A 22,106-nucleotide genomic window follows, 5' to 3' on the forward strand; every position below is an offset into this window, starting at 1 on the left:
AGTTGCTTGATTCTTTTTCAAAACTATTCATCAACAGGATTTGACAAACAGCCTTTATTTTTTGCTTTCAATTTTTAAAATTTGAGGTTTTTTCCTTTTAACTGACTTTACTCCTAAAATATCTAACAAGAAGGTAAAGATCGGTACTCCTACGATTAATCCCCATGTTCCAAGGAAATGTTCCCCGGCAAGTAAAACAACAAACGTATAAAAGATTGGTAGTTCGGTCTTACTCGACATAAATTTGGGATTCAAAATATAGGCTTCGATCGCGTGAATTATCATAATGATAATAAAGATATAAATCACATACCTAATTCCGCCAACGGAATATGCGACGAGACTTAACGGAATCAAGGAAATAATTACACCGGCAACCGGGATCAAGCTTAGAATGAAGACCATTAGTCCTAGCGCAATAATCTGCGGCATTTTCATAATGATTAGGCAAATCATTGTCATTGCTGTATTACATAATGCAATGAAGAATTGAGCTTCTAAGACAACGCCAAAAGTATTAACAAACTTATTGCCAAAATATGCAATATCTTCAAATAGCCATGATAAGTGACGGCTATGCAAAAAAGTATGAGAGAATTCAGTCATTGAATTAAGCTCAATTGTGTAGAAAAAACTCATGATTAGTGACATGAAGAACGCTATAGTTAATGTTCCAAAATTAGTTAAAGCATGAACTAAAATAGTTACACCATGTTTTGCCTGTGTCGTAATTTCACTATTGCTAATATAACGACTTAAGTAACGTGATATCCAATTCATATCATCCGATTGATAGAATTTAATCAGAGAATGACTCATTTTTACAATTTGCTTAATTAAAATTGGCACATAGATCGTAATTGCAAAATAAATAATTGCAATTACTAAGAGATAAGCAAAAACTACAATTATCTGTGCGGGTAGGCTAGGAATTTTCTTTTGCGTAAATCGAATTAAATGCACAATTAAATATGTGAAAATAAACGTTAGCAAGATGGTGTTCATCATCGAACGAGCTGCATATAAAACCAGAATAATTAAGCAGAGTGTCACAAGACGATGTGCAGTTGTATTTTCTTTAAACTTATCCCAAGCTTGTCCCATTTAGTTTACTTGCCTCCCTATTTTTTACTTAATTATACACTTATCTTTTTCCTATGAGACTTGCAGTAAACTTTTAATTACCTATAAGAATGCTATAATAACTATCTGCGGTAAATGAAAGCGGTATCTAAATGAGAAAACTGTGGTGGTTAGCAAACATTTATTGGATAATTTTGATTAGTTATGGAGGCGGTAAACTCTTTACATATGGTTTTGATACCTATGAATTAGGTGAAACCGCTAGTTATGCCTTAATTCTCTTAGTACTCATCTCTGCTAGCGTGTTAATTATCGAATTTCAAGCCGCCTGGGGTATCTAGCTTCACAATTTTGATAAAAAGAATCATCATGATAATAAGATTTAAAAAAGAAGATGTTTCAAACATCTTCTTTTATTTTGTTATTGTAGCCATAAAAAATTAATAATCTGCTTCTCTACCTGCTTATTATAAGTTAATTGTCCATGTTCCGCATTCTTGCCAGTTATTGTGACTACGCGATAGCTTTTAGCCGTCGGCTCAACTAAATATTCTAATGAAAGAGATGAAGCATTTTTTACAATCCCATCCGAATTTCCACCAATATTACCAATAATGTTTAATACGTCTATTTCTTTGGTTGGATAAAGAGTTCGTAATTTTGCCATTTCACGATAGGTGGCATTCATTTTATTTGGCTTTCCTTCATCATTAACTCGAAGATTAGCAGGCTGTCTAATAGCAATTGGCAGCTGCTTAAAATCAAGCCCATCAAAATGTCCACCAATTGAGACTTGCTTATTTAATCTTGGTAAATTTGGATTGTGGGCAGCTTGCAGGAGATAATACATAATTGAAGTATTTCCCAGGGAATGTCCCACCATATTTACCTTTTTAATTCCATACTCATTTTGTAAAGTCTGAACTACATTTCTGGCGTAACGTCCATTTTCTTTAAAATCAAGTTGAACGTTATTTCGATAGTTTACCTCTACAATTGGATTAACAGCGTTATTTGGAATAGTACCAATTAGTCTAACCTTTCCATTTGCATCTACATCGGCTCTAATGACAGAATTAGTCACTCCAGCTTCTTGAGCAGCTTTTACCATATTCTCTTCTCCATGATAATTACTTAGTCCCCCATGGAAAAATAATGTTGGAATTACATTGAGGTTATTTTTCGGTGTTTCACGTTTTTCAACATAGTATTTATGTGCTGCATTAGCTCTATTAGGTTTGTTTTGAAAACTGCATCCAGTCAAAACTACCGCTAATAAAGTAATTAAAGAGACTAGTTTTAGTTTCACCCTTATCTCATCCCTTCATTTTCGCAACTTAAAATTTATCAAATAATTATTACGAATTTCTATAATTTATTCTAAACTATGCTTAATTCTTAACTAAAAAGCAAATCATAGATGGCTTGATTTAACGGATGCTTGAGAATTAGATTCATTCCAACTGTACTCTTTTGTTTTAAACCTATTTTTTCTTCTTTAACAGAATCCTTTTGGATATCGGCAGTCCCTAAGTAATAAAATTCCTTTCCTGCTGCATCACTTTGCTTAACAAATAGGTGTAATTTCATATCTTTTGTATTAAGCAGCCGTTTTACCTCATCTGAATCAATGTGACGTGGCGTACGGGTATACCAGCGCAAACTATGTCCATTTTCTAAAGTATTATGATAGCGGGCATTTCTCTTCTTCTTTGAATCTTTTTGGTAAGTGATAAAAATCGGCGTTTCTTTTTCACCAACACGATAACCATACATTGGCGCAGAAACATCCTTAGGCCAGTTTAATAGGCGACAAACGTCTTTACGATCATATTGCTTATACAAAGTAAATTGTTGATCAGAATTATATTCTTTTGAAAGCGCCAAGCCTGTTTTTATAACATCGTTAAATAGGTCTTTAAATTGCTGATTATCACTTAAGGCCTGTAAAAGTTGACTTGAAAATAGATAGTACTTTCCTCTCTTTTCAACTAAGGGAACATTGCCATACTGCTCTTTTTTTGTTGTTTTTCCTTGCTTTACGTCAAAAAATTCTAAGGATAGAACTTTATCAACTGACTCTAATACAGCATCATTTACGTAACAATTTTTTCCTTCAAGTAATTGCAGATAAGATGCTTCACTTACCTTTTCTTTACCTAAGTAGCTTTCTAGTAGCAATAATTCATGCGGTCTTTTACCAAATAACAACTCCTTCGTTACAAAAGATAAAACAGAACTTTGATAATCTGTTAGCTCGACGTTTTCTCCCATTTTCTTTAAAAAGTCACCATAATGGGCTAAAAGATGATTTTTGGCAAAAACAGTTGGAGCAGTTGTTCCATATTGATAGAAGTCATATAAAAGAGGTGCGTGACCTAGTTTTGCCTTCAAATCTTCGTAAGACTTTTTTAGTTCCCGCATGCTATCTAGTTTTATTTTTTCAAGTGAATCTAAAATCCTTTGTGAAGCTACTTCAGTAAAGTTAATTGTTGAAACATCGATAACTTGCGGTAATTTACTTTCTCTAACAAGTTGGTCTTTGTCACGGCTCTTATCACCATTTAAGGCAATTGGAATTAGATAGTTATTCTTATAATTACCCAGGAAATCAATTACAGTTACATAGTCTTTTCCAGGAAATTTACGCAGCCCACGACCTAGTTGTTGAATAAAAATAATACTCGATTGGGTATTTCGGAGCATCACAATCTGATTTAGGGATGGAATATCAATTCCTTCGTTAAATAGATCTACGGTAAATATATATTCTAATTCACCATTTTCTAACTTTTTAGTTACTTCTACTCGTTTCTTCTGACTGTCTTCATTAGTCAGAGCCTGTGCAGGGTGTCCTGCTTGGGTAAATAATTCTGCTAACTTTCGTGCTTCTTCTTGCCGACTGCAAAATACTAAGCCTTTAGCTTTTTTACCGCAATAGCCATAGTAATCAAGCTGCTTAAGGACATACTCAACTCGCTTTTCAGCAACTAAGTCTTTTAATTTACTAGTTTCAGTAATTATCTCATCATCTACTGTATAATCTTCTACTCCCACATAATGAAACGGTGTTAACATCTGCTCATTCAAGGCATCCTTTAACCTAATTTCATAAGCTAAGTGATAATCAAATACTTCATAGATGTTTTGCTTATCCATTCTTTCTGGTGTAGCGGTCATCCCTAGTAAAAACTTAGGTGTAAAGTGTTCTAAAATTTTTTGATAAGTTGGAGCGGCCACTCGATGGGCTTCATCAATTAAAATATAATCGAATTCTTTTGGCTCTAATTCTGCTAAAACTTTGTCCTGACTTAAAGTTTGAATAGTTCCAAAAAGATACTTTTTATTAAAATCATGATTATTTCCAGTTAATAAACCATAGTCCTCACGTTTTCCGCCAATTACCTTATAAAAACTCTCTAAAGATTTTTTCGCAATTTGTTCTCGATGTACTAGATAGAGGAATTTTTTAGGTTGATATTCTCGAACTGCAAATGCTCCTAAATATGTTTTTCCAGTTCCAGTGGCAGAAACGACCAGGGCTCTTTTTGCATTCTCATTTACTAGAGCAGCTAAATTATTTAAAGCTGCTTTTTGCATCTTATTAGGTAAAATATTTTCTTTCTGATTATTTGCCAAATGCATAACGGTCTTTTTGACAGGCTGCCAATTTTTCCCGTATTCTCTAATCCAGGAATTGGTAAGCGGAATACTAGTAGTAAACGTACTCTGAATTTGATTATTAACTTCTTGAACTAATTGGCCATTTTCATGAGAAGTTACTTTTAATCCCCACTCGCAATTTTTCAATAAAGCTGATCTAGTAAAATTTGCACTCCCAATTAAAATAGTTTGATAATCCTCATGGTTAAAAATATATCCCTTAGCGTGAAAACCAGCTTCTTCACTTAAACGAACTTTCAGGTTCGGTATTTTCATTAATTCCTTGAAAACTTTCGGACTATTAAAACCAAGATACGTACCTGTAATTAACGTACCGCTAATTCCTTTTTTAGCTAGTTCCGACATCACTAATTTAAATGGAACAAGCATATTTTCTGAGATAAAAGCGACTGCCCAAGTAAAAGAAGTAGTTGACAGCAATTCTTGTCGCAAAGTAAACCAAATTTTATCTTGATCATCATTATTTACTAACTGGGGACCGATAAACTCATTTCCCTTATTTTCATTTTTGTCATACAAGCCATTTAAAATTGCTTCTTTTAAAACGTTATCCACAGTCTTCACTTCCCATCTAAATTAAAAAAGAAGACCCAAACGATCTTCTTCACTTATCCACAAGTGGATAATTATAAATTAATTTCTAGCATAATTGGACAATGATCTTTGCGCTCTCCTGTATCGATCATTTCTGATTTAGTTACCTGATCAGCAATTCTATCAGAAACAATATAATAGTCAATTCTCCAGCCTGAGTTATTAGCCTTGCTGGTTCTCACTCTTTGAGCCCACCAAGAATAGACTCCTTCAATATTGTCATGAACTTTTCTAAATGTATCAGTAAAGCCAAGTTTGAGTAGCTTATCAAATCCTTGTCTTTCTTCATCAGTAAAGCCAGCGTTATGATGATTATTTTCAGGGTGTTTCAAATCAATTGGAGTATGTGCAACATTATAGTCACCACTAGCGATTACTGGTTTACTTTTATCTAATTTTTGTAAATATTCTGTATACTTTTCATCCCAAATTTGACGATCTTCTAATCGTCTTAATTCGTTTCCAGAATTTGGTGTATAGACTTGAGTAACATAATAATTATCGAATTCTAAGGTTAAGATTCGTCCTTCATAATCCATTGTATCGGGTGCGCCAATAGTCGGCTTAGTTACTTCAGGCATTAAAGTATTTTTATACAAAAACATAGTTCCTGCATAGCCTTTTCGTGCAGGTTCTTCAGAAGAACGCCATACATAATCATAGTTAGGAAACATTTCAGCTAAAATTTCTTGATGCTTCTTAGTCGGACCAGTAGACCGTAATTTAGTTTCTTGAATGGCAATAATATCAGGATCTTTTTCTTTAATTATATTTAAAACGCCACGTGTAAGTTGAGCACGCGGTGAATCACTGGTTAAAGCGGCATTAAGGGAGTCAATATTCCATGAAATTAAACGCATTATTATCTCTTTTCTTACCTAAATTTTTATATCACGTTCATTATACTATGAAAAGCCAGAACGCCGCCCATAGAAAAAAGCAGCCTGCTAAGACTGCTCTTTTGTGAGATATTATTAAATTGTGTTGAATATGATTTATTCGCTAGCCTTAGGACCAAATAACATTGTCATAATCCATGATACTAAGATAACTAAAATAATAGCTCCTAGTAATGATGGAACAATTGCCATTCCCGCTACTTGCGGACCCCAAGCACCAAGCAAAGCTTCACCTAGAGATGAACCTACTAGCCCAGCAATAATATTAGCAATCCAGTTCATTGAGCCGCCTTTATGAGTAATGGCTCCTGCAATCAACCCGATTACACCTCCGACAATCAAAACCCAAATCCAATGGAGCATGGGGATCGCCTCCTATTCCTAAAATATACAATAAGCAGATTATTCTAAGTCTTCTTTTACTTCAGTAGCCTTAGATTTCACCTTTCCTTTAGCCTGTTGAGCTTTTCCTTCGACCTCACGAGCTTTATCACCAGTGATTTTCCCTTCTACTTCTTTAAGCTTTCCAGCTACCTTATCCTTAATACCATGTTTGTCTTTCATCATAATCTAGTTCTCCTTTCGTTAGGACACATTAAAAGATCTTCTAGCTAGCTATTTTCAATCTTTGTTAAGTGATTAACCTAATCATATCAAGGACTAATTTATAAAGATAATATGGTGCCTTAAGACGGCTAAGCTTAAGATTTACTTAATAACTTGTTATGTACACTAATTAAAAATTAATTTTTACTATACATATATTGAAATTAATTAGCACATGTCCATCTTTCTTACTACTAAGCATTAAATCTCTATCTACTTTCCGTATATGATATATTTAGCCTAAAAAAACTAGTTAGGAGAACCTTTTATGATTAGCGTATATGATAAAAATGGACAAATAAAACACAATAACTTTTTAATGGCTAAACTCATAATTTTAGTTCGTCCCACTTCTAACGAACTAAATGAAATAGAAAAAGCAATCGGTTGCGATCATGATATTTTTGCTAAGGAATTCTCTGCTACCGAAGTGTCGCACTTTAATTCTTTGCCCAACTGTAAATTAAAAAACGCACAGATTTTTGTCTCTTTTAATTTTGATTCTAGCCAAAGCCAAGTAGAAGATGCAATTTACCCCACAATTGCAGTTTTTAATTCTCAACAATTAATCTTAATTTTACAAAAAATACCGGCTCCTACTTTAGAAGATCCAAAATCAATTGCCAACTTATCGGTTGAAGATCTTTTAATTAAGCAATTACTCTATCAAAATCAGTGCTTTAATGAAGAACTTAACAAAATAAAACAACAACTTGATCATTTAGATCGGGCAGCAAGAACGACTACTAAAACTAAATCTTTAAAGGAAGCAACTGATTTAACTAGAACTTTGGTTTACTTTAATCACACAATGGATGATCAGGCTTCTTCTATTGAATCTATAATTGACTTTTTTAAAGAGAAAAAATCTGTCAACTCAAACTTGATTATTGATTTGCTTCTTTCTCAACGTCGACTTACTAAGAAAATTAAAGTTTATCGCGATCTTTTAGAATCAATTAATGGCCTCTTCTCGGCAATGATGGATAATCATTTAAACAACTTAATGAAATATTTAGATTCCCTTGCCTTAATTATTTCAATTCCAGCTTTAATTAGCGGTATCTGGGGTATGAACGTTGGCGGATTGCCTGGTAAGGAGAATGAACTTGGATTTTTATGGGTAACTTTATTTGGGGCTACCTTAGCCATTATTTCAGCTTTACTTTTGCGAAAAAAGAATTATCTAAAATAATTCTGCCTATGCTTTTAACTTACAACAATCAATTTTTAGATTTTAAATACGGATATTGAGCATGATCGGGTATCTCATCCCATACGACGGTATGCCCTGCACCACGAGAACAAAAAACAGAATTAGGCGTATTGTTAATATCAGAAACGGGATCGTAATTTGCATCCGCAATAACTTCACCACTATTTTTACATTCTTGATATCCTGTAAATAAACATTCTAATTGACCCCTGCCGTGTGAATAATTCCTAACTTCAGTCGCATAGTCTTGCATCTGTGCCACTGGCGCTTGACCAGTAATTGTTACGATATTGGCACTACTTTCCCCAATTTCAAACTTTCCGCCCATTTTCTCAATATCATTAATTGCCCGACCAACCTGTTCTTGATTAATCCTTAAAGTAAATTGATACCAAGGCTCAAGTAAAGATACTTGATTTTGCACTTTTAATTCCATTAAACCTTGTCGCACTGCACGATAGGTCGCCTCTCTAAAGTCGCCACCTACTGTGTGTACATTGCTGCCGCGACCACCAATCAGGATAATTTCAACATCAGTTAGAGGAGAGCCGATTAAAACACCCAGATGCTCTTTATTAGCTAGACTCTCCATTATCTGGTCTTGCCATTTCTTAGGCAATACTTCTAGGCTGCACTCATTTTTGAAAACCAAGCCACTTCCGTTTTTACCAGGAGTGAGTAACAAGTGAACTTCTGCATAGTGCCTTAAAGGTTCAAAGTGACCTACCCCTTCCACTGAAGCTTTAATACTTTCTTGGTAAAGAATCTTGCCCTGAGTAAATTCAACTTTTAAATTAAAGCGATCGAGTAATAGTTGCTGGAGAATCTCTAACTGGATCTTCCCCATTACATCAATGCTAATCTCTTCTGCCTGTTTGTTCCACTTAACGTGCAATTGCGGATTTTCATCTTCTAGCTGTCTTAGAGCTGTTAGCGTCGCATGTGTCTTATCTGGTGCAGTCTGAACTGCATAAGTTAGAACTGGCTGCATTGCAAAGTTCGTTTGATCTCTTTCAAAGCCTAAGCCTTGACCAGGATAGGTAGTTCTAAGTCCACTTACAGCACCGATTTCGCCAGCTTGAGCCCTAGGAACTACCTGATATTTAGTACCGTTATAGATACGAATTTCGTTTACCTTTTCATCAGGCATTAGCTCAGTCTTGGCCTTTAATTCGCCGCCAGTAACTTTAAGCCAAGTTAACCGCTCGTCCTTCTCATCGTGAGAAATCTTAAAAATACGGCTAGCAAATTTCTCAGGATACTCTATTTTCTTAGTCCACTTATCTAGTTCCTGCAAAAATTCAGCTACGCCTTTTAATTTTAAAGCCGCACCAAAATACACTGGAAAAATTCTTCTTTGAAAGATCAAATCTTTGATTTCTTCGTCTTTTATCTGACCAGATTCTAGATATTCTTCTAAAATTGACTCATCTGTTGTAGCAATTTTTTCATAAAAATCGGAATCTTCATTCTCAAACTCAACACAGTTGTCATCGAGTGTACTTAAGTTGTGAAGAACCTTTTCCTTATCAGCCTTTAAAGTGTCTATCTTATTAACAAAAATAAAAGTTGGAATCTTGTGATTTTTCAATAGGTTCCAAAGCGTCTGTGTATAAGCAGTTACGCCTTCACCAGCCGACACAACTAAAATTGCGTAATCTAATACGCTAAGTGTCTCTTCCATTTCTTGAGCAAAATCAATGTGGCCGGGAGTATCTAAGAGAAGTAATTCGCTATTTTCATTTTGAATGCGCGCCATGTGAGAAAAGATCGTAATTCCGCGTTTCTTTTCTAAATTATCATTGTCCAAATATGCAGTTCCTTTATCAACTGCACCTAATTTCCTCAATGTGCCACTTTTGTAGAGCATCGCTTCTGATAAGGTAGTTTTTCCCGCATCTACATGAGCTAAAATTCCTATTGTTAGTTTTTTCATTAGTTTATTTTTCCAAAAAATATAGATAGTACTTTTATTATAGCTTATTAAAAATTAGTTTGATTTATTGTCATGAATTTCAAAAGATTAATTAAATATTTTGTCTATATTGACGTCTTAATCTTCATGGATATAATATAAGTATTTATAAAAAAACGATTAAATATATATTAAAACTAATATACACAATAATCTGTATTCAATTTTATAACGAACAAAGGTATTTACCATGACTATCCCTTCATTCTTTAAAAAAATACTATCTAAAAATAAACTGTTATTTCTAGCTCTGATACTGACTAGTGCATTCGCATCCCTAGATGGAGTTATTTCACCCTACATAATTGGAAAAATAACTAATACACTTTCTCAAAGGAAATTCAATGATATTCCCAAAATTCTCTTATTATATCTTGGTTTAATGCTTTTTTTGAATATAAGTTTTTATCTTTGGCAACTTTGCTGGGGAAAACTTACCAAATATAGCAACCAATTTTTACGTTCAAGAGCTTTTAATAATTTCAATGATTCCCCTAGTGAAAATAAAATGACTAATACGTTAAACTTCATTAACGTCAACGTGAAGCAAATTGAAAGTCAATGTATTGATTCTACTATTATGTTGATTTACTGTATTGAACAAACTATTGTCTCGCTTATTTATATTCTAAGTATAAACGGTATTGCAGCTTTAGTTTTTCTAATTTGCGGTTTATTACCTGCAACGATCCCTCGTTTAACACGAAACTGGATTCAAAATGGAACTAAAAGCTGGAATCAGAGTTATGAGACCTATAACTTAAAAGTTAGTGATGCTATACATGGATTTAATACTATTAGACATGCTAATGCCGACTCAAAATTTAAATTATTCATTAAAAAAGCTCTATTGATAGAAGAAAAAAAGTATTTCTTTATGAATTTTCGTCGTAATACCTCTAACTTTTTTGCTCAAGTCTCATATACTATTTCTATGGTTATTTCTCTAGCCGTTGGATCTTTTTTCGTAGTTAATGGTCAAATACTTGTTAGAGGGTTAATTTCACTTTTTCTTGCTTCCGATCGCTTGACGAGTCCCATTATTTCAATAGTAAACATTACTAACCAATTGAATTCAGTTAGCCCACTATTAAAAAATAAAGCACTACAAAAACCGATATCTAAGCAATTCAATAACTTGTCATTTGTAAATCTTCCTGACCAACAAAAGATTGTTTTTGATAATTGTACTCTTGGATATGATAATTTTGCTATATTAAAAAATATTAATTTTAAAATTTTTGAAGGAGATAAAATATTAATAACTGGCAAATCGGGAATTGGTAAATCAACCTTATTTAAAAGTTTATTAAATGAATTACCTTTAATTAAAGGAAAAATCCTAGTTGATAATCAATTAAATAAAAGTAATTTTCTTTCTAATTTTGGAATTGTAGGTCAAGATACATATATTTTTGCGGAATCATTACGTTTCAATCTAACTTTAGGTAAAGATATTCCTTCTTCTCAGCTAATTAAAGTTTTGAAAAAAGTTAAGTTAGAATATTTAGCAAATAAAAAGCATTTAGACACACCAATTGGAGAAAAGGGATTATCTTTATCTGGCGGAGAGAAACGAAAAGTAGAGATTGCTCGAGCATTATTAAATAAAAAGGAATTTTTACTTGTTGATGAGGGTTTATCAGGTCTTGATGATGACAGTCGTAAGCAGGTTTTTTCTCTCTTACAAAGTCTTCCCCAAACAATTATTGAGATTGAACATACTATGAGTATTGAGGATAAACAAAAATTTAATCAAGTTGTTAATTTAGTCGCTAAATAATAGCTAATAGACTAATAAAAAGGAAGTTCAAAATAGAACTTCCTTTTTACTTATGAATTATATTTATGAATTGCAATAGCTAGAGTATCGTCTACTTAATTAATAAAAATATAATTTCTAATAATCTTAATCGTGACTTCTACTAGAGCTATTTCACACCATTAATATAGCACATTTTTGCAAATTATGAAAGCGGTTTATTTAAAACTATTTCTTTATTGTAATTACTTGATCAAACAGCCTTCGATTTTCTTCTACTTCGCTATGATTTACTACGATAACTGTTTTAGTAGGATCTTTTAGCAACAATTGCTCTAACTCAATTGCTGTTTTTTCTTCTACACCAGTCGTTCCTTCATCCATTAAAAAGATTTCAAAATTACGTAATATTGCCCTAGCTAAAGCTAACCTTTGCAATTGACCACCCGATAAACTACTACCACCTTTTTCAATATATGCGTCTAAAAATTCATCATTACTCTCTAAATGAACTTGAGACAAGGCCTGCTTTAATTCACGATCACTATAATGGCTAGTTAAATTAAGATTATCTCGAACTGTTCCTTTAATTACTTGGGGATGTTGATCCAAATAAAAAATATTCTGATGGAGTTGCTCTTGAGAATATTCGTTCAGATTATGTCCCTTAAGCAAAATCTCACCCTCATAGGATGGATAAAATCCTGCCAATAATTTCAAAATAGTACTTTTCCCACACCCACTATCTCCATCAAGAAGATAATTTTTATTCTGCTCAAAATTATAAGAAAAATCATGTAAGATATTTCGTTTAGTATGCGGATAGTGAAAAGTTACATTTTTCATTTCTAAAAATGGGTGATTCATAGATAATTGATTTTTCTTTTTGTCAGGTGGATTATCCAGAATAAACTTCTTAAACTTAGCAAAAATAGGTTCTGTGCTCTTAATGTAGCTTAAGTAGTTTGGCATGTTTCCTACACTATTGAAGATATTACTAGTTAGATTACTAATTGAAAATATAGCACCAATCGTAATTACGCCATTATAAGCTAAAAGTCCTGCTAGCCCGGTTAAGCCAATTTGAGAAATTACATTGCTAATAAATCCTAAAGCAGCAATTCCACCGTATACTTTTGCTTGTGCAACATAGGCATCTTTTAACCTTTCAGATTCATTATTTATATTTTTTCTCATAAGGGACAAACTATTAAAGGAAAAAAGCATATTAAAACTACCAAGTAAGTCAGATGCTACTTGAACAAAGTTTTCATTTTTTTCCGTTAAAATTTTAGAGGTCTGAACCAGACGTTTATTTAGCAATCGAGGAAGATAAAGAGTAATTGCAGCTAAAACTAAAGCAGCCAGAACAATCCAAATACTATAAGTCCACAATGTGATTAGAGATAAAACAATTAAAGCTATAGCTTCAATAACGGTATATAGATATGTTAATCCCTTATCAACAATCTGTTGCGTATCATTATTCATCCAAGAAACAAACCGGCTACTATCTGAATTGTTATACTTTTCATAGCTTTCATTAGAAATAGCCTTCAAAATATCAGCACGAATCTTATTAGCTATTCCTTGCTCAAACTTAGTTTCAAAAATAGAAAGAGTGTAGCGGATAATAATGATTAAGCCCCATATTAAAATCCAAAGAATAAGTTGTTGGTAGAAAACTGCAAGTTGTCGCTTAACAATTGCGTTAATTACGTTAGAGATAATCACCGCACCATATACATCTAATCCGGCTACTATCGTAAGTAAAAGGGTAAGAAAAATAAACTGTGGCCTAAATTCTTGGATGTACTTTTTCATTGCTTCATCCCTCCAATAATGTGGCTATTAAAAGATGAGAAAAACTAGTATTTGCTAGATTTTCTAACCACGCCCAGTCACCATTGACATTAATTTCTAAAAAGTACCACTTGTCATCCTTTATAATAAAATCTACTGTACCAAAAGTTATATGTGCTACTTTAAAAAAGTTAAGGATACTATTTTTTACATCGATTGGAATATTTACTTTTGTAACATGTAATTTTCGTAATTGTGGATGCCAATCTTTACCAAAATAATTATCATAACAATATGCAACCATTTTTTTGTTATATGGTAAGTAACTTAAATAAAATATCTTCCATTTATTTTTCCTCCAAGCATTTAAATTCTATAGATATTATTATAAAAAAATAAAAAATTATACAGAAAAGTCATATTTGAATTTTATTTTCAAATATGACTCATACTTATTTATTTATTTGTCTCATTAAGAATTTTTTTAATTTATTTCCGTAAATCTCCATATTCAAATTGATATACGTTTCAACCGCTTGCCAACAGTTATCAATATATATATTCTCTTTTTCCTTCTTATATTTAATTAAATTTTTAAATAAAAATAGTCCATTTTTATAAAAAAATGTTTCTGGTCTCGTAGGAATATGCTCTGCAGTTTGAATAAAAAAATCTAGATTATCAACATTATCTTTTTCAATCGAAATAGCAAGTATATTTCCAATTATTGCTAACAGTGCTATTTGAAGATCAACATTATGAGTATTTTTATGTTGATCAAGAATTTTTGTTGCAATAAATTTATTATTTTCCAAATCATAAAAAGTCATAAAATTACAATATAGAGTAATAGTGTTTTTATCCATATTAGGACTATCAAAAATTTTATCCTTTAGCTCTTCTCTTAAATTTTTATTATACGATTTAGGATTAGTTTTTATTGACTCTATCCAGCCATCTACAATTAATTCCTGCTCTCTTTTATCTTTATCTGACATGTTACTTTCAGCTATTAACGATTTTATATTTAGTAATTCTCTATCATTTCGATCGTAGTAAGCACTAATCATCATGTTATGCAATTCTTCCATTTGTTGATGTCGCATATCATCATTCTGATTTAAACGACTGAAAAATTCCCACAATGAAATGTTATTGTAGTGTAGTAGCTCTATTAGATTATCCACAGTTATTTTATTACTATCTTTTTCTACCTTAGAATAGAAGGATTGACTGATAATTTCGCCATTATTAGTAAACTCTTTTTGCTTTTTCCCTTGACTAATTCTATATTCTTTTAATAATTCACCAATTGTCATACTCTTCTCCTAAAATTAATATTCAAATATGAATTATTTAAAAATAATTTTAATTCCCTGCTAGCATTAGATCAATATGAAGTTTTAAGGAGTTAATTATTATGAATATATTCATTAAAAATAGAGACTATCGTCGTTTCTCAATTGCTAGTTTTCTTTCAAGTGCGGGGGATATTCTTTTTTACTTGGCTCTAATGACCTACGCAAGTAAACTTCAAAACTATTCACTAGCGCTCTCATTAATTGCTATCTCTGAATCTATTCCACGATTATTTGATATATTTGGTGGTTATTTAGCCGATAAGACTCAAAGGAAATTCAAAAGCCTATTTATCATGGCTTTAGTCAGGTTCATTTTATACAGCCTAGTTGGTATTTTATTTGTTACAAATATTTCTCAATGGAATGTGGTTCTTGCTGTTATCGCTATTAATTTCATTTCAGACACAGTAGGTGCTTATTCAACTGGACTAGTTGCTCCTTTACTTGTTAATTTAGTTGGAGAAAAAGAATTTTCAGAAGCAGAAGGATTTACTAATGGAATTAGTCAAATAATCACTACTGCTGCCCAATTTATTGGATCAGGTCTTTTATTATTTTTATCCTACTCAAGTCTTGCTTTTATTAACGCCTTGACTTTTTTATCAGCCGGAATTTTATATGCTAGCGTTGGTATTCATTATAAAAATGATGAAAAGCCTCTCGAACAACAAGAAATTAATGAACAAAAATTTTTCGCGACTATGAAAACATCATGCCTTCAAATGAAGAAAGCTCCTGGTTTAGTCTCGATTATTTTACTCATCGCTCTACTCAATGGTGCGTTATCTTCTAGTGGCTCATTGATTCCAATCGTTATTGCTGCTAACCGTTCAACAATGATTATCTCAAGCTATAGTTTTACAATTGCAATCATGGGAATATTTGCCAGTGCCGGTGCAATTTTAGGCAGCACTTTTGGTCCTCAATTATTCAAAAAACAATCTATTTTTTCAGTGACAATTTTTGCCATATTTTTAAGTATTGCAACCAGCATTGCAGCTCTTTGTGCCAATATATTTTTTATCTTGCCAATTTATTTCTTATTATCTGCTATAACCAGTATTGCTTCATTGAAAATGCAACAATGGATTGTTACTACAATTGATCGCAAAATTTTAGCCTCCAGTGTTGGTTTGCTTAATACTATCCTCATGGTAGTTGCTCCGGTTATGACTACAGCTTTAACAACTGTTTCTGGGTTAAAAAATGTAAAGTATTCATTAATAATCTTATTAGCAATAGAATCTATCATCTTATTTGTCTCATTCAAAATGGCTTTTAATACTAAACAAAAAGTAAACAAATCAGCTATTATTAACGATTAAGTGGCTTAACTTTCCCCATATTCTTAATAAAAACTTATCTACACTTTATCTCAATTTCGTAATATGATTAATATCAAAATATAGTTTAATTTTTATAAGAAGGTTCGAAATATGTTTTCACTTTTATTAGCCTTATTAATCATTTGGCTTTTCTGGAAACTAGGAATTGGCATGTTAAAAATCGTTGGTTTCCTAATCATCGTTGGCTTGCTATTTGCCTTCGTTTCTTATCTAGTATTGCCTCTTCTGGCTTTAGTTGCCTTAGGCGGCTTATTAGGACTAGTGTTTTCGCATTAACAATGGGTCAGCTCTCGGGCTGACCTTTTTTGTACTGATAGCATTTTCTTTGACTTTACTATCTATCTTCTCTAGACTGAAAGAAAATAGCTTAATATATTTAATTCGAGGTAATCTATATGCCAATAAAAATTATTACAGATTCAACTGCAAATATTACAGCTGATCAAATTGACGGAATTGATCACGTTACCGTTCCTTTATCACTTCACGTTGATGGCAAGCTTTGGATGGATACACCTGATATTGATTTAGACAAGTTTCTTCATACGCTAAAGCATACGAAAAATAAATCTACCTCTGCTTGTCCTAACGTAAATGACTGGCTAAAGGCCTTTGAGGGCAGCGATGAAATTTTTGTTATTACTTTAACTAGCGCACTTTCCGGTAGTTATAATTCAGCTACTCAAGCCGCTAAAATGTATCATGAAAAGAATCCAAAGGCTAAAATTTTAGTATTTGATTCTCGTTCAGCCGGTCCTCAATTAAGACTACTTGCTGAAAAAATTGCTAGTTTAGCAAGTGCTGGTAAGTCCTTTGAAGACATCGTTAAAGAAACAGAAGAATATCAACACAAACTTGATTTAATGTTTGCGTTGCAGGATTTAACCAATCTAGGTAACAATGGACGGATTACTCCAGCTGTCGCTAAAATTGCTGGTTTGTTAAAGCTTTTCGTTATCGGAACTGCCAACAATAAAGGCGAATTTGAACTTTTGGGTAAGGCACACGGGGCTAAGAAAGCTAGAAGAAAACTTTTAGATGAAATGGTCAAAGCCGGCTACAGAGGGGGTCGCGTTCAAATCGATCACGTTCAAAATGAAGGTTCTGCTTTAAGTATGAAAGAAATTATCTTAGATAACTTCCCAGATGCTAAAGTTACTCTCGGCGAATGCGGTGCCCTTTGCAGCTTCTATGCTGAAGAAGGCGGCTTAATGGTTGGCTTTGAAAAAGAATAAATAGTAACACAAAAGGAGTGCTTAAGCACTCCTTTTAATATGCCTTCTTAAAATCGTTTTGCATTAATTTAACAAATTCTGGATATGTTTCAACTTCAAATAAGGGATGAAGTCCAATATTATCCTTACGATGCCGATGATTATACCAAATGCTGTCAAAGCCGTATTTTTCAGCACCTAAAATATCTGACTGTAAACCATCCCCAAAGAATAAAGTTTCATTTGGGCCAATCTCAGTCCTACTAAAGAAATAATCAAAAGCATGTGGATTTGGCTTAGAATAATGAGCTTCCTCAGACGTTACAATCAGATCAAAATAGTCCTTAATTCCAGCCAACTCTAAACGATGACGTTGCATAAATTTTTCACCGTTACTTAATACAGTTAACTTATATCCCTGCTTTTTAGCAAATTTAAGCATGTCTTCCACACCAGGCAACAACTGATGAGCCTCTCCAAAATAAGAGCGATATTCATTCATCCATTCATTTCCATCTACATCTAAATTAAAATGCTCTTTAATAAAATCATGAAACGTCATCTCACTTAATTTCTCATAAGTGATTTCGCCAAGCTCAAGTCTGCGCCATAATCCTTGATTATAGGTATGATATTGCTTCTGCAAATCAGAAGAAAGGGGCAACTTATGCGATTTAAACAATGCATGCAAAGATGAATCTTCCGTAGCAGCAAAGTCAATCAAAGTATCGTCAACGTCAAAAATTAATTGTTTATATTTCAAGTAGCAACCCTTCTTCTATTTAAATTGGTAATTTTGATTATAGCAGAAGATAGTAGAATTTAGTTTTTCAAATTACTTAAAGATTAGTGGTAAGATTATAATTGAATAAAAGTTAATATATTGTTAGAGGAAAGCAATACTATGACACGTGCACAAATGAAACAAGCTGCTAAAGATCAGCTACGTGGCAATTGGGGTTGGGCTATTTGCCTAACTATCTTTGCTTGGCTAGTCAACGCAGTTATTATGGATCTTAATCGCTGGATTTGGACTGGAAAAGACTTTACTTACACGATTCTGCGTTTTAACAAAGAAAATTTAATTCAAGGATATAAACCCGGATATAATCTTTCAGAATTTATTGTTAGCTTAATTACTGGTTTAATTTTATGGGGAGTTGCCTACACAATCTTAGATTTTGTTGAAACAGGCAAGATGGAAACTTGGTATTCTGGTATTTTTAGCGCTTATAGTAATGGCCGTTTTAAAAACAGTTTGTTCACTCTGTTTATGACTAACTTATTTGTTAGTTTATGGACCATTTTATTCATTATTCCTGGTTTCATTAAGGGCTACTCCTATGCAATGACACCATATATTTTGAAAGACAAGTTTTCAGCTGGCCAAACTGATATTGGAGCAACTGAAGCTATTACCGAAAGTCGTCAGTTAATGGACGGCCACAAGATGGACTTATTTGTTTTAGACTTAAGCTTCATTGGCTGGGGCCTACTTGGTATTATTACTTGCGGAATTGGATTCATCTGGATTACTCCTTACTACCGTCAAACTAAGGCTAACTTCTACCGTTCCTTAGTTGCTAATAATTAAATATCACATAAAAATAACCGCTATAGCGCCTGAGCGTTGTGTAGTGACCCCCGAAATTCGGACACGGATTTCGGGGGGGTCACTACAGTTATAGCGGTTATTTTTTATTCATCAACTAAAGTAATTCTTTCTTTGTGATGTTCTGGGTGAACAATCTCATTTACAACTAAGCGTGCCATCGTGCCTGAAGTTACTTTAGATTCATTATCATCGTTGTAGAGCAAAGTATTGTTACCTAACCTGTAGCCAGCTGCTTCTGGACCTGCTTCAAAAGTTAAGGCTGGTGAAATTCCAAGCCAATCTACATCTTCAACTTGCTTTAAGTAATTTAACTCATTCAATTGCTCTTTTGGCGTATTAATCCAGTTTTCAGAGCCAGTTAATTTCTTAATATCTTCAACAACTAGGTGGTTATCAATTCCAGTTCTAAGACTACCAGCACCTAGAATGAAGATTACCCTAATATCTTTATTCTTAGCTAAATCGCATAATTTAGTAGCAAGTTTTACCTGATCTCTTGCCTTTTCTGGAATAGTTCCAAAAGCATCAACAATCACATTAAATTCTTGAAGTAAGCTGTCATCCATTGTTAGTACGTCACCAATTAAAAGCTTAGCATCCTTACCTAAGACTCTCTTAGCTTTATCTTCGTCTCTAACAATACCAGTTACTTCTAAATCTTTATTTTGACTAGCTAATTTATAAATTGCACTTCCTGCCATACCAGAAGCTCCAATAATACCGACTTTCATTATTGTTTTCTCCTCTCTGTATTTTATCTGTTACCTTAGCTTAGCATGAAAAACAATAAATGGGATAATATTTGGTTTTAAAAAGCAAAATAAATAAAATAGAACTTATAATTACCATATAAAATCTTGGAGAGTACAAATGATTATTGGAAAAAATCGGCGACAAGTTATTTTAAATATCAAAAAAAGCGTCAAAGAGAAAAATTTTAATGCAAAGGTTGAGCCAAATGATCCAATTTTAAGTAAAAAAGAACGCTTGAACTTAGTCAAAAACTTTTGGACTAATCACGATAAATTGTTTTCTAGAATAATTAATTTAATTGCCCGGGGAATTCTGAATGTTGGAACTCCTATATTAACTTTTAATACTAAAATTGATAATCCTACTTCACTTAAAAATCTTTCTTCAGCTATTGTTACTTGTAACCACTACAATCAGTTCGATTGCTTACCGCTCAAGCGACTAGCAATGAACTACCATAAGAGACTGTACTTTGTCATTGAAGATGCCAACCTTAAGCTTCCTAACTGGATTGGATTCCTGATGAGAAATATTGATAGTATTCCTGTTACTGCTAGCATAGAGTACTTGGGGCGAGACTTACCAAGACATTTAGAACGAATTTTGCTTAGAAATAATTGGATTGTAATCTACCCAGAGCAAGAATTATGGCAAAATTATCGCAAACCTCGCCCCCTGCAAAAAGGTGCCTATTATTATGCAGCTAAAATGAACGTTCCCATTATTTCTTGTTTTGTCGAAATTAGAGACACAAAGAAGCGAGAAAAATTGCATCCTGAATTCAATAAAACACGCTGGATTCTTCATGTTTTGCCAACCATTTATCCTAATCCCAAGCTTTCAATTGTTGAAAACGCACAAAAAATGCAAGAAATTGACTACCAACAAAAGAAACAAGCTTACGAAAAAGCCTATCATAAAAAATTGGACTACAAATTTACAGACTGGGATATTGCTGGCTATAACAAAAAATAGTTTTTCCGCCCTAGAACAACAGAAAAACTATTTTTAATTAAAAGTAATCATAGAATGAAACTTCGCTCTTAACAAAATCATTGTCAACTGGGTGATTTTCTTTAATAAAACCTAATTGAACTGCCTTTTTCAAAGTCAAATGGCCTAAAAGTACCTTGGTCCAGTTAGTTAGAGAAGCGGTATAGTCTGGCGATGTTTTTACTTTTTTTACCTTATTTTGGTCAATCATCCAGACATCGTTATTTTCATCAATAATATCATCGTCAGTGATTTCAATAGCTAATTGTTTTTTATTTACTACAGGTACAGCCTCTAGGATCTGCTTCACATTGATTATTCTAGTCATCATATAAGGCAGCGTATTTACAGTAAAGTCCTTCCTGCTCTGGGAAAAATTCTCCTAATAAGCTTTCTTCAGGTATTTTTACATAGTATTTCAAGTCACTTGAGCTGTGGCTTGCAATAATACTTAATAGAGCTTGAGCTGCTTGCGGAGTTTGACAATACATTTCTTCTATTTGAAAGTTACGCTCAACAATCCGATAAAACATATATCCCTGCGGCTGGTTGTTTTTATCAAAATAAACACAAACTGATCTTCCTGGATAATAAGTATCTAACCTATCCCACCACCACTCTGAACGTTCAACCGTATTTCTTTGATCAGCTTGATTGAGTTTAGCCTGATAAAGCTTAATTACTGCTTCTTTTAAGGTTGAGTCGCTCCATTTTCCGCGTATCACTTTTCCTTCTTTGACAGGTTTAAAGAAGCGTAAGTAGGCAGGATCAATTTGATACACTTCTTCATAAATAGCATTTTCATAACCATAACGCCGATAAAAAGTTTCTGAAAATGGTGCTAGGTTCGAAATTGCATAATTTGACCATGTAATTCTAAAATAATATCCTTCATCAGGCCACGGTTTTCGGCATAGGAAGCAACATAGCCGACGCCTCCCATTTTAACTTTTTTAGCAAAAATTCTACTCTTAAATTCATTTACCATAATATAGCTAGCAAGATCGTCATCTTTATATTCACCAAATCCCATACTGTGGTTATAACGACTTAAAAAATTAATATCTTCCCGTACATCATTTGCTTTTACCTTTTCTAACACTTCGCAATATATTTCCATATCTTATATACTAAGATAAAAGAGCAAACAAAAAAGTCCTAACCGCTTGGTTAGGACTTTTACATGTGCTGACTAAAGGATT

23 protein-coding genes are annotated in these 22,106 nt (G+C 33.0%); 8 read left to right on the forward strand and 15 right to left on the reverse strand.

What is annotated here, in order from left to right; translation table 11 throughout:
* Positions 1–54 precede the first annotated feature (54 nt).
* Complete coding sequence (locus tag FD18_RS01235; RefSeq protein WP_057718172.1) at positions 55–1,104, reverse strand: AI-2E family transporter; 1,050 nt, start codon at positions 1,102–1,104, stop codon at positions 55–57.
* A gap of 131 nt (positions 1,105–1,235) precedes the next feature.
* Between FD18_RS01235 and FD18_RS01240 the strand changes: the two genes are divergently transcribed.
* Positions 1,236–1,424 (forward strand): DUF3923 family protein, encoded by a 189-nt coding sequence (locus FD18_RS01240; protein ID WP_057718173.1) that lies wholly within the window; start codon positions 1,236–1,238, stop codon positions 1,422–1,424.
* Between the two features lie 80 nt (positions 1,425–1,504).
* Here FD18_RS01240 and FD18_RS01245 read toward each other — a convergent pair whose 3' ends face one another.
* The 5 genes from FD18_RS01245 to FD18_RS09240 all read right to left on the reverse strand — a co-directional run bounded on the left by FD18_RS01245 (position 1,505) and on the right by FD18_RS09240 (position 6,824).
* Positions 1,505–2,392: an alpha/beta hydrolase gene (locus FD18_RS01245; RefSeq protein WP_057718174.1), complete on the reverse strand. Its 888-nt coding sequence runs from the start codon at positions 2,390–2,392 to the stop codon at positions 1,505–1,507.
* Between the two features lie 89 nt (positions 2,393–2,481).
* Positions 2,482–5,322 carry a DEAD/DEAH box helicase gene (locus tag FD18_RS01250; protein WP_057718175.1) on the reverse strand — a complete coding sequence of 947 codons (2,841 nt, stop codon included), beginning with the start codon at positions 5,320–5,322 and terminating at the stop codon, positions 2,482–2,484.
* A gap of 71 nt (positions 5,323–5,393) precedes the next feature.
* The gene (locus tag FD18_RS01255) at positions 5,394–6,221 is read right to left on the reverse strand and encodes an exodeoxyribonuclease III (protein WP_057718176.1); all 828 of its coding nucleotides are present in this window, start codon (positions 6,219–6,221) and stop codon (positions 5,394–5,396) included.
* 135 nt (positions 6,222–6,356) lie between these two features.
* Positions 6,357–6,623, reverse strand: coding sequence for a GlsB/YeaQ/YmgE family stress response membrane protein (locus tag FD18_RS01260; protein ID WP_057718177.1), 267 nt, complete (start codon positions 6,621–6,623; stop codon positions 6,357–6,359).
* 39 nt (positions 6,624–6,662) lie between these two features.
* Complete coding sequence (locus tag FD18_RS09240; protein WP_172972192.1) at positions 6,663–6,824, reverse strand: CsbD family protein; 162 nt, start codon at positions 6,822–6,824, stop codon at positions 6,663–6,665.
* A gap of 310 nt (positions 6,825–7,134) precedes the next feature.
* Between FD18_RS09240 and FD18_RS01265 the strand changes: the two genes are divergently transcribed.
* On the forward strand, positions 7,135–8,061 hold the full coding sequence (locus FD18_RS01265) for a magnesium transporter CorA family protein (protein ID WP_057718178.1): 927 nt from the start codon (positions 7,135–7,137) through the stop codon (positions 8,059–8,061).
* Between the two features lie 28 nt (positions 8,062–8,089).
* Here FD18_RS01265 and FD18_RS01270 read toward each other — a convergent pair whose 3' ends face one another.
* Positions 8,090–10,018, reverse strand: a complete 1,929-nt coding sequence (locus FD18_RS01270; RefSeq protein ID WP_057718179.1) for an elongation factor G — start codon at positions 10,016–10,018, stop codon at positions 8,090–8,092.
* A gap of 229 nt (positions 10,019–10,247) precedes the next feature.
* Here FD18_RS01270 and FD18_RS01275 point away from each other — a divergent pair, with 229 nt between their 5' ends.
* A complete protein-coding gene (locus tag FD18_RS01275) occupies positions 10,248–11,840 on the forward strand; it encodes an ATP-binding cassette domain-containing protein (protein WP_057718180.1) in 1,593 nt (530 codons plus the stop codon).
* A gap of 207 nt (positions 11,841–12,047) precedes the next feature.
* On the opposite strand, the gene FD18_RS01280 is transcribed toward FD18_RS01275, so the two are convergent.
* From FD18_RS01280 to FD18_RS01290, 3 genes are all read right to left on the reverse strand, one after another.
* A complete protein-coding gene (locus FD18_RS01280) occupies positions 12,048–13,643 on the reverse strand; it encodes an ATP-binding cassette domain-containing protein (protein WP_057718181.1) in 1,596 nt (531 codons plus the stop codon).
* A gap of 4 nt (positions 13,644–13,647) precedes the next feature.
* Complete coding sequence (locus FD18_RS01285; RefSeq protein ID WP_057718182.1) at positions 13,648–13,926, reverse strand: hypothetical protein; 279 nt, start codon at positions 13,924–13,926, stop codon at positions 13,648–13,650.
* A 148-nt stretch (positions 13,927–14,074) separates the two neighbouring features.
* On the reverse strand, positions 14,075–14,941 hold the full coding sequence (locus FD18_RS01290; protein ID WP_057718183.1) for a helix-turn-helix domain-containing protein: 867 nt from the start codon (positions 14,939–14,941) through the stop codon (positions 14,075–14,077).
* A gap of 101 nt (positions 14,942–15,042) precedes the next feature.
* Here FD18_RS01290 and FD18_RS01295 point away from each other — a divergent pair, with 101 nt between their 5' ends.
* The 3 genes from FD18_RS01295 (at position 15,043) to FD18_RS01305 (ending at position 17,564) form a co-directional block, all read left to right on the forward strand.
* Positions 15,043–16,308, forward strand: a complete 1,266-nt coding sequence (locus tag FD18_RS01295; protein ID WP_057718184.1) for an MFS transporter — start codon at positions 15,043–15,045, stop codon at positions 16,306–16,308.
* 111 nt (positions 16,309–16,419) lie between these two features.
* Positions 16,420–16,605: a hypothetical protein gene (locus tag FD18_RS01300; RefSeq protein ID WP_057718185.1), complete on the forward strand. Its 186-nt coding sequence runs from the start codon at positions 16,420–16,422 to the stop codon at positions 16,603–16,605.
* Positions 16,606–16,724: 119 nt separating this feature from the next.
* A complete protein-coding gene (locus FD18_RS01305; protein WP_057718186.1) occupies positions 16,725–17,564 on the forward strand; it encodes a DegV family protein in 840 nt (279 codons plus the stop codon).
* Between the two features lie 34 nt (positions 17,565–17,598).
* On the opposite strand, the gene FD18_RS01310 is transcribed toward FD18_RS01305, so the two are convergent.
* Complete coding sequence (locus tag FD18_RS01310) at positions 17,599–18,306, reverse strand: YjjG family noncanonical pyrimidine nucleotidase (RefSeq protein WP_057718187.1); 708 nt, start codon at positions 18,304–18,306, stop codon at positions 17,599–17,601.
* Positions 18,307–18,447: 141 nt separating this feature from the next.
* Between FD18_RS01310 and FD18_RS01315 the strand changes: the two genes are divergently transcribed.
* On the forward strand, positions 18,448–19,137 hold the full coding sequence (locus FD18_RS01315) for a DUF975 family protein (protein ID WP_057718188.1): 690 nt from the start codon (positions 18,448–18,450) through the stop codon (positions 19,135–19,137).
* Between the two features lie 104 nt (positions 19,138–19,241).
* Here the strand turns inward: FD18_RS01315 and FD18_RS01320 are convergent, their stop codons facing one another.
* Positions 19,242–19,889 (reverse strand): NAD(P)-dependent oxidoreductase, encoded by a 648-nt coding sequence (locus FD18_RS01320; RefSeq protein ID WP_057718189.1) that lies wholly within the window; start codon positions 19,887–19,889, stop codon positions 19,242–19,244.
* Between the two features lie 139 nt (positions 19,890–20,028).
* On the opposite strand from FD18_RS01320, the gene FD18_RS01325 reads away from it, so the two are divergent.
* Entirely contained in the window at positions 20,029–20,886 is an 858-nt protein-coding gene (locus tag FD18_RS01325; protein WP_057718190.1) for a 1-acyl-sn-glycerol-3-phosphate acyltransferase, read from the forward strand.
* 37 nt (positions 20,887–20,923) lie between these two features.
* Here FD18_RS01325 and FD18_RS09965 read toward each other — a convergent pair whose 3' ends face one another.
* The 3 genes from FD18_RS09965 to FD18_RS09975 are packed head-to-tail and all read right to left on the reverse strand — an operon-like array spanning position 20,924 to position 22,006.
* The gene (locus FD18_RS09965; RefSeq protein WP_235499839.1) at positions 20,924–21,235 is read right to left on the reverse strand and encodes a sterol carrier protein domain-containing protein; all 312 of its coding nucleotides are present in this window, start codon (positions 21,233–21,235) and stop codon (positions 20,924–20,926) included.
* Positions 21,225–21,686: a GNAT family N-acetyltransferase gene (locus FD18_RS09970; protein ID WP_235499840.1), complete on the reverse strand. Its 462-nt coding sequence runs from the start codon at positions 21,684–21,686 to the stop codon at positions 21,225–21,227. The genes FD18_RS09965 and FD18_RS09970 overlap by 11 nt, the downstream gene beginning before the upstream one ends.
* 59 nt (positions 21,687–21,745) lie before the next feature.
* Entirely contained in the window at positions 21,746–22,006 is a 261-nt protein-coding gene (locus FD18_RS09975; RefSeq protein ID WP_235499841.1) for a GNAT family N-acetyltransferase, read from the reverse strand.
* Positions 22,007–22,106 lie beyond the last annotated feature (100 nt).

This window comes from Lactobacillus taiwanensis DSM 21401 (assembly GCF_001436695.1).
Classification (GTDB): domain Bacteria; phylum Bacillota; class Bacilli; order Lactobacillales; family Lactobacillaceae; genus Lactobacillus; species Lactobacillus taiwanensis.

Bases quoted from the DNA above. Each gene is read 5' to 3' on its own strand.
- FD18_RS01275 (WP_057718180.1), top strand. From the start codon at position 10,248: ATGACTATCCCTTCATTCTTTAAAAAAATACTATCTAAAAATAAACTG.
- FD18_RS01240 (WP_057718173.1), top strand. From the start codon at position 1,236: ATGAGAAAACTGTGGTGGTTAGCAAACATTTATTGGATAATTTTGATT.
- FD18_RS01265 (WP_057718178.1), top strand. From the start codon at position 7,135: ATGATTAGCGTATATGATAAAAATGGACAAATAAAACACAATAACTTT.
- FD18_RS01285 (WP_057718182.1), bottom strand. From the start codon at position 13,926: ATGGTTGCATATTGTTATGATAATTATTTTGGTAAAGATTGGCATCCA.
- FD18_RS01270 (WP_057718179.1), bottom strand. From the start codon at position 10,018: ATGAAAAAACTAACAATAGGAATTTTAGCTCATGTAGATGCGGGAAAA.
- FD18_RS09240 (WP_172972192.1), bottom strand. From the start codon at position 6,824: ATGAAAGACAAACATGGTATTAAGGATAAGGTAGCTGGAAAGCTTAAA.
- FD18_RS01280 (WP_057718181.1), bottom strand. From the start codon at position 13,643: ATGAAAAAGTACATCCAAGAATTTAGGCCACAGTTTATTTTTCTTACC.
- FD18_RS01300 (WP_057718185.1), top strand. From the start codon at position 16,420: ATGTTTTCACTTTTATTAGCCTTATTAATCATTTGGCTTTTCTGGAAA.
- FD18_RS01295 (WP_057718184.1), top strand. From the start codon at position 15,043: ATGAATATATTCATTAAAAATAGAGACTATCGTCGTTTCTCAATTGCT.
- FD18_RS01235 (WP_057718172.1), bottom strand. From the start codon at position 1,104: ATGGGACAAGCTTGGGATAAGTTTAAAGAAAATACAACTGCACATCGT.
- FD18_RS01305 (WP_057718186.1), top strand. From the start codon at position 16,725: ATGCCAATAAAAATTATTACAGATTCAACTGCAAATATTACAGCTGAT.
- FD18_RS01315 (WP_057718188.1), top strand. From the start codon at position 18,448: ATGACACGTGCACAAATGAAACAAGCTGCTAAAGATCAGCTACGTGGC.
- FD18_RS01290 (WP_057718183.1), bottom strand. From the start codon at position 14,941: ATGACAATTGGTGAATTATTAAAAGAATATAGAATTAGTCAAGGGAAA.
- FD18_RS01325 (WP_057718190.1), top strand. From the start codon at position 20,029: ATGATTATTGGAAAAAATCGGCGACAAGTTATTTTAAATATCAAAAAA.
- FD18_RS01260 (WP_057718177.1), bottom strand. From the start codon at position 6,623: ATGCTCCATTGGATTTGGGTTTTGATTGTCGGAGGTGTAATCGGGTTG.
- FD18_RS01255 (WP_057718176.1), bottom strand. From the start codon at position 6,221: ATGCGTTTAATTTCATGGAATATTGACTCCCTTAATGCCGCTTTAACC.
- FD18_RS09965 (WP_235499839.1), bottom strand. From the start codon at position 21,235: ATGATGACTAGAATAATCAATGTGAAGCAGATCCTAGAGGCTGTACCT.
- FD18_RS01320 (WP_057718189.1), bottom strand. From the start codon at position 19,889: ATGAAAGTCGGTATTATTGGAGCTTCTGGTATGGCAGGAAGTGCAATT.